General features: G+C 70.7%; 11 protein-coding genes and 1 pseudogene. 5 read left to right on the top strand and 7 right to left on the bottom strand.

Annotated features, from left to right (window positions below; all coding sequences use genetic code 11):
* The first annotated feature begins 155 nt into the window (after positions 1 to 155).
* Together QP089_RS41855 and QP089_RS41850 are read left to right on the top strand one after the other, a co-directional pair.
* Complete coding sequence (locus QP089_RS41855; RefSeq protein WP_285919983.1) at positions 156 to 1604, top strand: MFS transporter; 1449 nt, start codon at positions 156 to 158, stop codon at positions 1602 to 1604.
* The gene (locus QP089_RS41850; RefSeq protein WP_285919981.1) at positions 1601 to 2152 is read left to right on the top strand and encodes a cysteine hydrolase family protein; all 552 of its coding nucleotides are present in this window, start codon (positions 1601 to 1603) and stop codon (positions 2150 to 2152) included. Before QP089_RS41855 ends, QP089_RS41850 begins: the two co-directional genes overlap by 4 nt.
* Positions 2153 to 2220: 68 nt before the next feature.
* Here the strand turns inward: QP089_RS41850 and QP089_RS41845 are convergent, their stop codons facing one another.
* Positions 2221 to 2772, bottom strand: a complete 552-nt coding sequence (locus tag QP089_RS41845) for a helix-turn-helix domain-containing protein (RefSeq protein ID WP_285919979.1) — start codon at positions 2770 to 2772, stop codon at positions 2221 to 2223.
* Between the two features lie 51 nt (positions 2773 to 2823).
* Here QP089_RS41845 and QP089_RS41840 point away from each other — a divergent pair, with 51 nt between their 5' ends.
* Positions 2824 to 4080: an alpha/beta hydrolase gene (locus QP089_RS41840; protein WP_285919977.1), complete on the top strand. Its 1257-nt coding sequence runs from the start codon at positions 2824 to 2826 to the stop codon at positions 4078 to 4080.
* A gap of 11 nt (positions 4081 to 4091) precedes the next feature.
* On the opposite strand, the gene QP089_RS41835 is transcribed toward QP089_RS41840, so the two are convergent.
* Positions 4092 to 4616, bottom strand: a complete 525-nt coding sequence (locus tag QP089_RS41835; RefSeq protein WP_285919974.1) for a MarR family winged helix-turn-helix transcriptional regulator — start codon at positions 4614 to 4616, stop codon at positions 4092 to 4094.
* Positions 4617 to 4746: 130 nt separating this feature from the next.
* Between QP089_RS41835 and QP089_RS41830 the strand changes: the two genes are divergently transcribed.
* Positions 4747 to 5991 carry an MFS transporter gene (locus tag QP089_RS41830; protein ID WP_285919972.1) on the top strand — a complete coding sequence of 415 codons (1245 nt, stop codon included), beginning with the start codon at positions 4747 to 4749 and terminating at the stop codon, positions 5989 to 5991.
* Positions 5992 to 6072: 81 nt separating this feature from the next.
* On the opposite strand, the pseudogene QP089_RS41825 reads toward QP089_RS41830, so the two are convergent.
* Positions 6073 to 7191: pseudogene (locus QP089_RS41825) on the bottom strand (APC family permease); the annotation flags it as partial.
* Positions 7192 to 7296: 105 nt separating this feature from the next.
* Between QP089_RS41825 and QP089_RS41820 the strand changes: the two are divergent.
* A complete protein-coding gene (locus tag QP089_RS41820) occupies positions 7297 to 7785 on the top strand; it encodes an Lrp/AsnC family transcriptional regulator (RefSeq protein WP_285919970.1) in 489 nt (162 codons plus the stop codon).
* Positions 7786 to 7798: 13 nt separating this feature from the next.
* Here the strand turns inward: QP089_RS41820 and QP089_RS41815 are convergent, their stop codons facing one another.
* From QP089_RS41815 to QP089_RS41800, 4 genes are all read right to left on the bottom strand, one after another.
* Positions 7799 to 8797 (bottom strand): aminoglycoside phosphotransferase family protein, encoded by a 999-nt coding sequence (locus QP089_RS41815; RefSeq protein WP_285919969.1) that lies wholly within the window; start codon positions 8795 to 8797, stop codon positions 7799 to 7801.
* A gap of 1198 nt (positions 8798 to 9995) precedes the next feature.
* Positions 9996 to 11267, bottom strand: coding sequence for an HNH endonuclease signature motif containing protein (locus tag QP089_RS41810; RefSeq protein ID WP_285919967.1), 1272 nt, complete (start codon positions 11265 to 11267; stop codon positions 9996 to 9998).
* Positions 11268 to 11749: 482 nt separating this feature from the next.
* On the bottom strand, positions 11750 to 12100 hold the full coding sequence (locus QP089_RS41805) for a hypothetical protein (protein WP_285919965.1): 351 nt from the start codon (positions 12098 to 12100) through the stop codon (positions 11750 to 11752).
* Between the two features lie 448 nt (positions 12101 to 12548).
* The gene (locus QP089_RS41800) at positions 12549 to 13919 is read right to left on the bottom strand and encodes a carotenoid oxygenase family protein (protein WP_353070676.1); all 1371 of its coding nucleotides are present in this window, start codon (positions 13917 to 13919) and stop codon (positions 12549 to 12551) included.
* Positions 13920 to 14067: the final 148 nt, after the last annotated feature.

Genomic DNA, 14067 nt, shown 5'->3' with positions numbered 1-14067 from the left:
ACGTGCGCGCGGAAAACAACCAGCCTTGCCTGCACAGGAGCGTTTGTTCAGCTTGAGCTGGACAGTTGAACCTGAAGAAAATACCGTGGAGGCATGGACGGAACGGGCGGATCGGCACGCGTACCGGAACGGACCGCGCGGCGGGGGCCGCGCCGGTGACGTCGGTACTCGCGCAGGTCACCGGCTCGCTGCGCCGGCACGGTCCCGGCGGCGGCCGGGCGCCGCAGGACGGGTTCGACCGGCGGCTGCTGGCGCCGATGATGCTCGGCGCCGTCCTGAACCCGGTGAACTCCTCGATCATCTCGGTCGCGCTGGTGCCGATCGGCGCGGCGTTCGGGGCCCCGCCGTCCCGGACGGCCTGGCTGATCTCCGCGCTGTACCTGGCGACCGCGATCGGCCAGCCGGTGGTCGGGCGGCTGATCGACCTGTTCGGGCCGCGCCGGCTGTTCCTCGCCGGGACGTCCCTGACCGGCCTCGCGGGCGTCGTCGGCGTGCTGGCGCCGGACCTGTGGACGCTGATCGCGGCGCGGGTGCTGCTCGGCTTCGGGACGTGCGCCGGCTATCCGGCCGCGATGTCCCTCATCCGGAGCGAGGCCGGACGGACCGGACGCGACAGCCCGGCCGGCGTCCTCACCGTGCTGGCGATCACCACGCAGACGGTCGCGGTCGTCGGGCCGTCCCTCGGCGGGCTGCTGATCGGCCTCGGTGGATGGCGCGCGACGCTCGCGGTCAACATCCCCTTGGCGCTGGCCGGAATCGCATTGGGCGCGCTGCGTCTGCCTAAGATGCCGCTACCGGAACGCACCGACGGTGAGCGGCGCCTAGCGGGGCTCGACCTGATGGGCATGGGACTCTTCGCCGTCACGCTCATCTCGCTGCTGGTGTTCCTGATGAACCCGGGCATCGGACATCTGTACCTGCTGGTCGTGGTGGCGGTGGCGGCGGCGGCCTTCACGCTGCGGGAACTGCGCGCGGAGACGCCGTTCATCGACCTGCACATACTCGGCGGCAACAGGGCGTTGCTGCTCACCTATGGGCGCGCACTGCTCACCTATGTCGTCACGTACGCGTTCCTGTACGGCTACACGCAATGGTTGGAGGAGGGACGCGGCCTGTCGGCGTCCCAGGCGGGCCTCGCGCAACTGCCGCTGTTCGGAACCGCGATCCTGGTCTCGGCCGCTACAGGACGGCGTCCGGAAATCCGCGGGAAGCTCCTTGCCGGAGCCGTGGCACAGGTCGTCGCGTGCGCACTGCTGCTGTTGCTGCACTCCGGCAGTGCCGTCTGGCTGATCGTGGCCGTCGCGCTCGTCGTCGGCGTCCCGCAGGGGCTCAACAGCCTCGCGCTGCAGAACTCCGTCTACCACCAGGCCGATCCGGAGCGGCTGGCGTCGTCCGCCGGATTGCTGCGCACCTTCGGCTACCTGGGGGCGATCGTCGCGTCCGCCGCCAACGGCACGTTCTTCGGGTCCCGCGCCGACACCGGCGGAATGCACCATCTCGCCCTGTTCATGCTCGCCGTCTCCGTCGCTTTCCTGCTGGTGACGGTGGTGGACCGTTCCCTGAGCCGCGCCGGCTCCGCACCCCGAAAGGCCGATCGACTATGACCGACACCGCCCTGCTCGTGATGGACGTCCAGAACGCGATGGCCGGACGCGTCGCCGACGACGGCTACGTGCCCCGGCTCGCCGGGGCGGTCGCCGCCGCGCGCGACGCCGGGATCCCGGTGCTGCACGTCGTCGTCGGGTTCCGCGACGGCCACCCCGAGAAGAACCCGCGCAACAAGACGTTCGGCGCCCTGCCGGAGGGCGCCTTCACCCCGGGCGACCCGAACGCCGCGATCCACCCGGACGTCGCCCCGCGCCCCGGCGAGCCGGTGATCACCAAGAAGCGGGTCAGCGCGTTCGCGGGCAGCGATCTCGATCTCGTGCTGCGGTCCGGCGGGATCGGGCACCTCGTGCTGGCCGGGATCGCGACGAGCGGCGTCGTCCTGTCCACCCTGCGCCAGGCCGCCGATCTCGACTTCCGGCTCACCGTTCTCGCGGACGGCTGCGCCGACCCCGACGAGGAGGTCCACCGCGTCCTGATCGAGAAGGTCTTTCCGCGCCAGGCGGAGGTGCTCACCATCGACGAGTGGACGAAATCCCTCGCCTGACGCGTGCGGCCCGTCCAGCCGCTTCCCGCTCCATCGGGGCCGGACGCCGGGCGCACGACATCGCCGAACTAGCCCGCGTCGGCGTCGTCGTCGGCGGCGGACGGCTCGATCGGGAAGAGGATCGGGCTCAGCAGGTACTGGGCGCGGCCCGGCGAGGCGGGGTTCGCCAGCCGGGGGGCGATCGCGGCGCGCATCTCGATGATCAGTTCGCGGAGCTCCTCCTCGCTGAGCCAGACGGCGTGCTGGCGGTATCCGACCAGGTCGGCGGCCGGGTCCGCGCCGTCGCGGTCGAGGTAGGCGGTGAACTCGGCGAGCAGCGCGGCCATCGCCGCCGCGAACCCGCGCCGGTGATCGTCCGGCGTGAGCGGCGTCCCGGGGTCGATCGCGGCGCGCTCCTGTCGCAGCCGGTAGCGGCGCTCGACCGCGCCGCGCACCCGGCGCTCCTCGGCCACGTCGAGCACGCCGCCGGAGACGAGCAGGTCGATGTGCCGGTAGACGGTCGCCTTCGAGACGTCCGGGATCCGCTCGCACAGCTCGGACGTGGTGAGCAGCCGCCCGCCGCGCATCGCGTGCACGACCCGCAGCCGGACGGGATGGGCGAGCAGCTCCAGGGTGTCCATGGGCCTACGATCTCATCTATGTTACCTTTCTCAAACTTGAGAGGGGTTGCCATGGCAGACGCGGAGGCCACCGCGGCCGGAGTCGTCCGGTCGCTGCGCGCGGGACGGTTCACCGAGGTCGAGGCGCTGTTCGCGGCGCCGCTGCGGGACGTCGCGTCCGCCGGGACGCTGCGGGTCGCGTGGACGGAGGCGACCGCGCGCCACGGGACGGTGACCTCCGTCGGGGAGCCGGTGGCCGAGCCGATCGGGACCGGCCTGGTCCGGGTGAGCGTCCCGGTCGAGTGCGAGCGCGGGGCGCTGACCGTGGTCATGTCCGTGGACGGCTCCGGCCTGCTGAACGGCTTCCGGCTCGCGCCCGGCGGCACCGCCGCGTGGAGCCCGCCGCCCTACGCCGACCCGTCGGCCTTCGAGGAGCGGGACGTCGTCCTCGCCTCTGGGCCGTTGTCCGCTCCCGGCACGTTGAGCCTTCCGCGAGGGCGCGGACCGTGGCCGGGGGTCGTGCTGCTCAGCGGCGGCGGACCGTTCGACCGCGACGCCACCAGCGGCCCGAACAAGCCCCTCAAGGACATCGCCTGGGCCCTGGCCGCCCGCGGCATCGCCGTGCTGCGGTTCGACAAGGTGACCTTCGCGCACCCCGCCGAGGTGGCCGCCGACCCCGGCTTCACCATGGCGGACGAGTACGTCCCGCACGCCCTCGCCGCCGTCGCCCTGCTCCGGCGGGAACCGGACGTGGACGCCGCGCGGGTCTTCGTGCTCGGGCACAGCATGGGCGGCAAGGCGGCCCCGCGCGTCGCCGCCGCCGACCCGTCCGTCGCCGGGCTGGTGATCATGGCCGGGGACGCGCAGCCGATGCACGAGGCCGCCGTCCGCGTGACGCGCCACCTGGCGTCCCTGGCCCCGGGGCCGGACGCGGACGCCGCCGTCGAGGCCATCGCCCGGCAGGCCGCCCGGGTCGCCGACCCCGCACTGTCGCCGTCGACGCCCGCGGCGGACCTGCCCTTCGGCCTGTCCGCGCCCTACTGGTTGGATATGCGCGCCTACGACCCCGTCGCGACCGCCCTCGACCTGCGCAAACCGATGCTCATCCTGCAAGGCGGCCGCGACTACCAGGTGACCGTGGAGGACGATCTGTCCCGCTGGCGCGCGACCCTGGGTGGCCGACCGGACGTCACCATCCGCGTCCACGACGCCGCCGACCACCTGTTCTTTCCGGGCACCGGCCCGTCGACGCCCGCAGGTTACGACCGCCCGCAGCACGTCGACCCGGCCGTGATCGACGACATCGCCGCCTGGCTGACGACGGCCTGATCGGGCCCGGCTCAGTCGAGCTCCGCGACCTCCGCTGTGTCCGCCTCGTCACCGAGGCCGAGCAGCAGGGTGCGCAGGATCGCGGCGAGGTCGTCCTGCTTGTGCCGGTCGAGCGCGGCGAGGATGCGGCGCTCGTTGTCGACGTGCGCGACCACGGCGCGGTCGATGAGCTCGCGCCCGGCTGGCGTGAGGGCGACGACGACGGTCCGACGGTTGGCGGGGTCGACGTCGCGCGTGACGTAGCCCTTGGCGACGAGCCGGTCGAGCCGGTTGGTGACGGCGCCCGAGGTCACCATCGAGGCGCGGGCCAGGGCGCCCGCCGTCATGCCCTCGGGCGCGCCGGCGCGCCGCAGGGTGGCGAGCACGTCGAACTCGCCCCGCTCCAGCCCGAACTCGGCGAAGAGGGCCTTCAGCTCGCGCTCGACGATCCGGGTCAGCCGGGAGAGGCGGCCGAGGACGCCCATGGGGGACGCGTCGAGGTCCGGGCGGACGCGGCCCCACTGCTCCACGACGAGATCGACGGCATCACGGGCCACGCGCTCACTCCTTAACGTTGAACTGTTTGACATCAAGGTACCACCCGGCCTACCGTCAGCAACGTTGAACACTTCAACGTTAAACGGTCAGCCGGTCGCGTCCCGGCCGCAATCGATCAGGAGCGCACGCGTGAACGCAGATGACCAGCATCCGTACTCGTCCCGAAGGGCCTGGCTCGGTGTCGCCGCGATCACGGCCAGCCTGTTCGTCTTCCTCACCACGGAACTGATGCCCGTCGGCCTGCTCACCCCGCTGAGCGCGAGCCTCGGCATCGACGTGGGCGTGGCCGCGCTGATGGTCACCCTCTACGGCGTCTCGGCCGGACTCGGCGTGACGTTCATCGTGGCGTGGACCAGGCGCGTCAACCGGCGCGTGCTGCTGTCGGTCCTGCTGGCCGTGCTGGCCCTCGGGAACCTCGTCACCGCCGTCTCACCGAACTATCCGCTGGTTCTGGCGACGCGGCTCCTCATGGGCTTCGCCAGCGGCGTGTTCTGGGCCATCGGCGTGAGCATGGCGGTGCGCCTCGTCGGGGAACGGCACGCGAGCAGGGCGTCCGCGATCGTGATGTCGGGGATCTCGATCGCCACGGTCGTCGGTATCCCGGTCGGGACCGTCCTGGAGAACCTCACCGACTGGCGCACCACGTTCCTCATCTGGTCGGGCCTCAGCGTGGCGGTGTTCCTGACGGTCGTCGCGACGGTCCCCTCGCTGCCGTCGGCGAACGCCGTCTCGGTCCGCGAGGTGTTCGGGCTGCCGGTCAGGAACGCGCCGCTGCGCGCGGTGCTGTGCGCCGTCGTGCTGTTCGTCCTCGGCCACTTCGGGGCCTACACCTTCGTCCGCCCGTTCCTGGAGGACAACACGTCCGCCAAGCCCCTCTTCATCACCATCGTGCTGATCATCTTCGGCATCGGCGGCGCGGCCGGGAACTTCATCGCCGGATACACGGTGAACAGGAGCCTGCGCGGCAGCTTCCTCACCGGCTGCGCCGGGCTCGTGGCGTCCCTGCTGCTCCTGCTCGCGATCGGCGGCGGAACGGCCGGGGCGATCATCTCGCTCGTCCTGTGGGGCGTCTCGTTCGGCGTCGTGCAGCTGTCGCAGGTCAACATGACGCTCGCCGCCGCGCCGGAGACCTTCGAGGCCGCGATGTCGCTCAACACCATGGCGTACAACACCTCCATCGCGCTCGGCGCGCTATTCGGCGGACTGTTCGCCGACAACCTGGGCGTCACGAGCGTCGTCTGGTTCGGCGTGGCACTGACGGCGGGCTCGCTGCTCCTCACGCTCGGCACCGGCCGCAGGACGGCGCGCACCGTCCAGCACGACGTGCCGGCCGCCGGAGAGCCCGTCGTCTCCTCGTCCTCGGCGAAGGAGTGAACCGCACATGGACGCCGTCACGGCCACGGCGGCGGCGAGCAGCGCGGCCCAGCCCGAGAAGACCAGCAGCAGAAGGACGACGACGCAGGCGATCGCCGCCGCGAGCCGCGCCGGGCCGTTCAGCAGACGGACCGCCGACGCCATGCAGCCGAGGTAGACGACCAGGAACAGCGTGGTCGGGACGGCGACGAACTGCGCGGTGGTGACCAGCCCGGCGGCGGCCGGGCCGAGCAGCAGCCCCCCGGCCGCGGCGATCGCGGCGACGAGGGCGGCCGGACCCGGCCGCCTTCTCCCCTGCCCGGCCAGGGCGGAGGCCATCACCGTGGCACCCGTCAGGTAGGCGTTGGTCGCCGCCAGGGTGAGGACGACCGCACCGGCCACCGCGATCGCCGCGCCGCTCCTGCCGACCGCGACCTGAAGCAGACCCGCCAGCGGCACCGCACTGCCGGCCTGCGGCCCGAGCACGCCGACGGTCGCGGCCGCCAACGCCAGATAGAGGACGGCGGTGACGGCGAACGCGGCCGCCACGACGCGCGGCAACTGCCGCCGCGGGTCCCGCAGCCGGGCGGTCAGCGGAGCGGCGGCCTCCCACCCGACGAACGCCAGCATCAGCGGCGAGGCCGCCCGGACGATCGAACCCCAGCCGTGCGGCGCGAACGGATGCCAGTACGCGGCACGCGCCGCCGGCGCCGCCCCTCCGACGGCGACCACGACAAGCACCACGAGCACGGCGACCAGCGTCAATTGCAGGCGCACCCCGGTCCTGGCACCCGCGAGGCGCATCGCCAGCACGAGCGCCAGCAGGACGGCGGCGGCCGTGTACGCCGTCCGGTCGCCCGTCTTCAGCAGCTCGGCCACGTACGCTCCGCCTATGAGGCACACGACCGGCGCCCCGGTGACGACCCCGCCGAGGAAGCACCAGGCGGCGGCGCGTCCGGCGCGCGGACCGAGCCCGGCCGTGGCGTAGCCGGCGACGCCGCTCGTCGATCCGACCGTGGTGCCGAGGCGGCTGAAGACGACGGCGATGAGACCAGACAGCACCAGCAGCCCGATCCACGCCAGCAGGGACGCGGGACCGGCCGCCCGAGCCGCCAGCCCCGGCAGAAGCAGCAGGCTCGGGCCCAGCAGCGCGCCGACGTACAGCGCCGTGGCGCCCGCTGTGGACAGGGATGAGGACGTTTCGTCGTGGTGCGGAGGCATGGCAGGAGCATGTCCCGGAACGCGTGAAACGCGATGGCGTGTTGTGCTGCTTGGATAGCCGTCGACGCAATGTTGTGCCGTGGTATCGCTTCTATCCTGTACGACATGCCGCAACCTCTGTACGACCGCATCGATCGCGCCATCCTCGAACGCCTCCAGGAGCACGGCCGGACCGCGAACGTCGACCTCGCCGAGTCCGTCCGGCTCTCCCCGTCGTCCTGCCTGCGCCGCACCAAGGCGCTGGAGAACGACGGCGTCATCGCGGGCTACCGCGCGGAACTGGACCGCGACCGGCTCGGGCTCGGACTCACCGTCTTCGTCGCGCTGAAGGTCGACCAGCATTCACGGGAGACGTCCCGGACCATCGAGGCCGCCCTGACCGCCATCCCGGCGGTCGTCTCCTGCTACGTCGTCTCCGGTGAGGCCGACTTCCTGGTCGAGGTGGCCGCCCCCGACCTGGCGACGTACGAGCAGGTGCTGCTCGACGAGATCCTGGCGATCGGGCCCGTCCGCGACGCCCGGAGCACCTTCGCCATCCGCACGGTCCTCAGCCGCGGCCCGCTCCCCTTGTCAGGCTGGCCGCCCAAGCGCTGAACCCTTCGGTCCGTCAGCTCGTCAGCGATACCGCGAGGTGATCGGCGAGATCCGTGATCCGCTCCAGTTCAGGCCCTTGCCGGGCCACCCCGAATCCGTGGCGACGGGCCCAGAACGCGCCCTGGACGGCGTGCAACTGGGCCCAACGCTGGACCCGCTCGCGATCGAGCTCCGCGGCGTCCGCGAAGACGTCCATCGCACGATGCAGAGCCTTGACGAGGTCATCGGCCTCGATGAGCACCAGCACGAGCGACTTGAGCAGGGCGCCGCCGTCATACGCCGGATCCCCCGCGTACCCCTTCGGATCGACGGCCAGCCACGGCTCGCGATCGGCGCGCAGGATGTTCCTCGGATGAAGGTCACCGTGGACGAGCGTGTCCGGCTGGGCACGGCCCAACTCCCGGACGGTCGCCGCGGCAGCGTCCAGCACGCGGCGCGGCAATCTGTGCGGCAGCTCCCGCGCGTCGCGCCACAGCTGCTGCTCCCAGTCATCGGCCCGATCCCGCAGCCTGGGCAGTCCCGGCGGCGCCGGAATCGCCAACCGCCGGCTGACGCCGCCCGCGACCCGCACCATCTCGTCGACGTCCTCCGCCTCCTGCGCCAGGGAGGTCGTCCGGGCACGCTCCAGCAGCATCGCGAACCGCGCGTCGTCGCGCTCGAACATCTCCACCGCCCCACGCCCACCCCATGCCGCGAACGCGTCCGGCTCATGGACGTTCCCCGGATGCGGAAAGGACACCTTCAGCACGGCCGTCTCCCTGCGCCTCCGCTCCCGCCGCCGCACCGGCACAACGATCCCGACGCCCCCGTGCATGACCCCGCCGTCCGGCACGCATTCCCAGAGCTCCAGCAACTCCTTGACGGTTCCGGGGAGTTCGGCGATCCATTGCGCGCCCCGCTCCCCTTCGCGCTCAACAGTGCTCTGTGCAAACGCCTCAGGTACCAAGACCACCACCTTGGGCAAACTACGCCGCCCCGCCGTCCACCGCGAAATGGCGTCGATCGAAGGCACGCAGCAGGGGGCTCTGCGTGCCTTTGACCGAGGCCGAAGGTGTTCGTCGATCAGCGGGGTGTGTTCGCTGTTGCGTTGGGCGGGCCGGCGGAACCGCGAAGCTTGGGCGCAGGGGCTGTGCATAGTGGCACGTTTGTTTGGGCGGTCTGAACGGATCCTTTTGGGAGCCTCTGCGGTGATCCGTTGAAGGGTGATCCGTTGAAGGGAGTGCTGGAGAGGGTGTTCGCTATTGGGTGTTGGGTTGGCCGTGCGGTGGGGTGGCGCTGGCGTACGGGGCCGCCCCTCCAAAGTCAAGGGCGCCTTCGGCGTCGCTTCGCGATGGACTTCGTCCACCCTTGACTTTGGAGCCTCTGCGGCCCCTAAGGCAGCGCCAAGGGGCAGGCTCCGCCTGCCCCGCCCCGGTCGCGCCACCCCACCGCCCCCGAACCAGAGGACCAAGAGGCGGAGAGGGACAGGGAGACGAATCCCAGCGTGCATGGGGCGCCGACCTCACGCCGGTGGTGCAGTACGGGTTGGGTGGGCTCGCCTCACTCCCGCGATCTGGAGAGACGAAGGCACCTGAAGGGCGCGCCGCTCCTGCGGCCCTTGCCGTCCTGGAGTGCGTCAGCGTGTTGTCTATGTCGGGCCCGGGCGTCCTTGCAGCCGTTCCAACCGGGTCCGCGTTGACAAGGCCTACCGTTCCCGCGCCAACCACACCTATCTGCGTAGAAGCTGGATTGGCTGCGCCATCGCGGTCAGGGCCGCCCAGGCCCACAACCGCAAGAAGTAGGGCAGCCGCGGTGGACGCCCGCCGGTGTGGTGCGAGCTGGCTGCCGGGCGGCGGCGCGCAGTCGGGTACGGCATCAACGGGCTGAAACACCACCGTGCCGTGGCCACCCGCTAGGAGGCCGTCGTCCACCTCGCCGTTATCAACGACTGGCTGACCTGCCATCAAGACACGCCTCGTGGGAACTACCTCAGGGCCAGTGGGCCTGTGCCATCGCCGGGGACAGGTCGAGTCTGGGGTAGTCAGCGACGTGTGGAAGGCGGCTGCCTCGCACGCCGAGTAGATCACCAACTGGCCGGAGCCGTCCGGGCTCCTGGTGGATGCGACCGGTGCCGACGGAGCAGCGGAGAGCCGGGAGTAAATGTGGGCATGCCGGTTCGCCCGAGATCCGCGGTGGATTCGGGCGAACCGGTCATGTGCGGGTGGGGCTGGTTATGCGGCCCAGTCGAAGGTGGTGTCGTGTGGGCCGAGTGTGCCCGGTGGCCCGTTCCCGCTCAGGGTTCTTGACCTGGCGTCCGGTGGCAGCAGCCGGTACACATACCGCCCGTCGGGATCTTTAGTGATGCCGATCTGGCGTGGGCTGGTGTGTTTGAAGCGGTTGTGCCATCCGCAGGTGAGCGTGAGCTGGTCGATGTCGGTCGGACTGTTTCCCAGGGCCCAGCCGTGGACGTGGTCGACCTCGCACAACGTCCCGGGAATCTCGCACTCCCGCACCGCACAGGTGGGGTACAGCGTCTCCAAGACCCGGCGTTGGGCCGGGGTGGCGAACCGCTCCCGATACCCCAGGTACAGCGGGTTGTGCCCGCGTCCCAGGATCAGCGGCGATACACCGGCCGCAAGAGCAATGCGGCGCACCTGCTCGGCGGGGATGGGCGTCCCGTCGATGAGACGGCCCGGAGCCTTGCCGCCGGTGAGGGTTTCCAGGTCGCAGATGACGGTGACCTTGGTGGCCTTGTGGCCGCCCGACAGCACACTCGACAGCGCTGCGGCGGTTCGTTCGGCGACATCGCGGTGGTCGTCGGGCCCGGCCGGCTTCACCAGCGGGGCCAGGGTGCCATCCCAGATGGCCGCGTCTTCGGCGTTCAGCCACCCTTTGATGTAGCGGCCGCCGTCCAGGGAACCGGAGCTGGTGATCCAGGACTTGGCGTAGCCGCGCTTGACTTCCTCGGGTTCGTGCTCGGTGTCATCGCGTTCGGCGATCACGTCGCGGATCCGATGACCGAACACCGCGATCTTCCCCGGTGAGAAGCCCTGGGCGACCATCTCCAGCAGCTTGTTCTCGGCCTTGGCGCAGTCAGTGTCATCCAGTCGGGCTACCGAGTCGGCGACCGTGGCGGCGTACCCGTACGACAATTCTCCGGCCGCCAGTTGCTCGGTCACCTGCGGCAGGCGGCGGCGCTGCCGCGCCAACGTCAGGCGTTCCTTGGCGCGGTTCTCCCGCATCCCCAGCCTCGAGCGCAGCCATGCCCGCGTGGAGGGGAATCCCCACCTTTGCTGTTCGCCGGTGGCGTCGACGCGTCCGATGAAACCGGCCAGCGCGCTTTCCTGCATATCGCAGGCGGCGGCCAGGTCTTCGGTGAGTTCCAGGCACGCGGCCGCCGATTCCGGGGCCTGTCGTTGGGCGAGTTCAGTGGCGATCGTTGAGAGCGCGTTCACCAATTCCATGGTGGACGCGCCCGCAAGATCGACCGTCACTGACTGCATACCTAAAGTGTACCCCAAGTGACCGACAATTGCGCGCCCAGAGGGGCCTTCTTCTTTGCTGATCAGTAGAAAAATATTGCTCAGCGCGCCCCGACTTCCTCCACCTTTACCTGGTCGGTGAATTGTTCCTTTCGGGTGGTTTGTCGAACACGCGGACGTGGAGGGCGGTGGGGTGGCGCGACCCGGGCGGGGCAGGCGGAGCCTGCCCCTTGGCGCTGCCTCAGGGGCCGCAGAGGCTCCAAAGTCAAGGGTGGACGAAGTCCATCGCGAAGCGACGCCGAAGGCGCCCTTGACTTTGGAGGGGCGGCCCCGTACGCCAGCGCCACCCCACCGCACGGCCAACCCAACACCCCAATAACGAACACCGAACCCCCAAACACCCAAGCAGCCGAACACCCTCATCAGGCTCCGAATACTGAGCCGTACAAAGCATTGAGAGGCACATCTAAAAAAGCAGCGAGTACAGACACCGACACACCTGATCATAAACTGTACGGAGCCGCGGCTGACGAACCTCCGGCAACCGCGCCAAGGTACGAAGGAAAACTCCACTGTCCGGCCTGAACGTCCGCCCGGAAGCAGCGGCAGCGGCGAGTCGCCACGCCAGACACCTCGGAAATTCCGCCGGTAACCGGAACCGGCATCCGGTCGAGGTGAACAGAAAAGGCCAGTCTCGTCCACACATCGGCTGCGACCGGCACCACTTCCGCCGCGCCGGACGGCCGCCACACCTCGCCCGTCTGCGGATGCTGTGGCACCAGAGCGATATCGGCGCTGACCACAGGGAGCTCCGGGCCAGCCAAAGCCACAAGCTTCGCGGGCTTCTCCAGCATCGATTTCGGCAGCAGCGCATCGAGTGTGCGGCGGAACGTCTCGGCGATGAGGCGTCAGGGACGGTGAGCGGCGCCCGAGGGTCCAGCCAGGTCGCCTGCCACAGCCCGCAGTCGTCGATTCGGGTCACCACGGCGCGGCCGCATTGCGCGCATGCCAGGTTGGGACTGTCCCGGCCCGTCCCCAGGCAGTGGCCATCGCACCGCTCGGGAATGAGGACGGTGCCGCGGACGTCACCGGGTGCGATCACGACCGCATTCTTCGGACCAGCGGAAAGGCCGTGCACCGGGGCGTACCAGCCATGCACTTTCGCCTCGTCGGCCGAGATTTCGCTCTACAGCCGCCGCGGTGGGCCTGAGCGATCCGGGTCTACTGCGTACGTGCCCGGTTCCATCAGGGCGGAGGTTCGTGGCCGTACGACTGGTGGGCGTGGACGGGAAGGGCGCGGGCTCAGAGCACCGGGAGGCGGTCGGGGTGCGGGATGGGCGCGGCGGGGTCGGCGATGCGGCGGGTGAAGGTGCCGTGGAAGCCGAGCGGGAGATGGTGCGGCAGGTGGAGGGTCGCGACGGGGGCGCGGTCCAGGTCGCGGGCGTCCAGGACGGTGAGCTGGGAGCGGTGCTCGGCGGCGCGGTAGACGACGGCGAGGAGCCAGCCGTCGTCCTCGGCGGCGTCGGGAGTGCGCGGGACGAAGATCGGTTCGCCCACGTAGGTGTGGGCGCCGAGCCCGTGCGCCCAGGTGCGGCCGGTGTCGTTGTCGACCTTGACGACGCTGTCGTACGCCCCGTGATCGCCCGTCCGTCCGGCGAGGTAGGTGTAGCGGTGCGGACGGGTGGTGCGCCGCCAGTCGTACTGCGGGAACTCGCCGGACAGGTCCGCCAGCGGCGTCTCGATCACCCGGTCGGACGGGGTGATCCGGCACCGGGTCAGTCTGCTGGACGGCAGGTCGGTGAAGCGCGTGCGGAATTCGGCGAGGTCGCGTTTGATCGCGGCGAAGTCGTCGAACAGCACCAGGTCGACGACGGTGTCGGGGCCGTCCTCGAAGGCGTTGGCGACGTGGACGTGGACGAGCGCGTCGTGCTCCACGATCCGCGCCGGGCCGCCGTCCCGCGGCACGAGGACGAACCGCGTCCCCTTCTCCGGACGGTGCCGGATAGCGTCGAACAGCGGCGCACCGCCGAGCACCGTGCGGAAGTCGAACATGTACGGGTCGAGGACGAACACCATGTGCCGGCCGGTCAGCGCGACGTCGTGGTTCCACGGCATGTCGGGGACGCGGACCTTGGCGAGCCGCCGCATCCGCCCGCGCCGGTCGACCTTCCAGCAGTTCAGCGCCGGCAGCGGGACGAAGTCCTGGCCGAAGTTGAACATCTCCCCGGTCACCGGGTCCCATTTCGGGTGGGCGGAGAAGGATTTCAGCATGCCGCGCAGCCGTCCGCCGAAGTCGTCGGTGCCGAGGGTCTCGAGGGTGTCGGGGTCGAGGCGGTGCGGCGGACCGCCCTCCCAGAGCGCGAGGAGGCGGTCGGCGTGCAGGGCGACGCCGGTGTTGGCGGCGTTCGCGGGCCCCCGTCCGCGGACGAAGTTGGCCCACGGCCCGCCGGGCAGCGCGGTCCCGACGCCGGGGCGGCGCGCCCGGCCGTGGACCATCCCGTCGCGGAACTGCCCGGTCCGGACGTACCGGTTGCGGAAGTGCACCGACCGCCCGCCGAAGGTGAACTGCGCGACCATCCCGTCGCCGTCGAACAGGTGGTGCAGCCGGGTGCGGCCGACCTCCCACTTGCCGGGGCCGATCCGGTAGAGCGTGCCGGTGAGGCCGGACGGCACCTCGCCGTCGATCTGGTCGATGACGTAGAGCGTGTCTCATGTGGGCTGTTTGGCGAGCTTCTTGTAGCAGGTGATGGCGGCGGCCAGGACGAGGAAGGCGTTGAACAGGTGGCCGTGGCGTTCGTAGCGGATGGTCAGGCGCCGGTAG

Origin of the sequence: Actinomadura opuntiae, assembly GCF_030283205.1 — a bacterium.
In the GTDB taxonomy this organism is placed as follows: domain Bacteria; phylum Actinomycetota; class Actinomycetes; order Streptosporangiales; family Streptosporangiaceae; genus Spirillospora.
This window is presented reverse-complemented; position numbering and strand designations above follow the sequence as displayed.

Bases quoted from the DNA above. Each gene is read 5' to 3' on its own strand.
- QP089_RS41850 (WP_285919981.1), top strand. From the start codon at position 1,601: ATGACCGACACCGCCCTGCTCGTGATGGACGTCCAGAACGCGATGGCC.
- QP089_RS41845 (WP_285919979.1), bottom strand. From the start codon at position 2,772: ATGGACACCCTGGAGCTGCTCGCCCATCCCGTCCGGCTGCGGGTCGTG.
- QP089_RS41840 (WP_285919977.1), top strand. From the start codon at position 2,824: ATGGCAGACGCGGAGGCCACCGCGGCCGGAGTCGTCCGGTCGCTGCGC.
- QP089_RS41820 (WP_285919970.1), top strand. From the start codon at position 7,297: ATGCCGCAACCTCTGTACGACCGCATCGATCGCGCCATCCTCGAACGC.
- QP089_RS41810 (WP_285919967.1), bottom strand. From the start codon at position 11,267: ATGCAGTCAGTGACGGTCGATCTTGCGGGCGCGTCCACCATGGAATTG.
- QP089_RS41805 (WP_285919965.1), bottom strand. From the start codon at position 12,100: ATGCTGGAGAAGCCCGCGAAGCTTGTGGCTTTGGCTGGCCCGGAGCTC.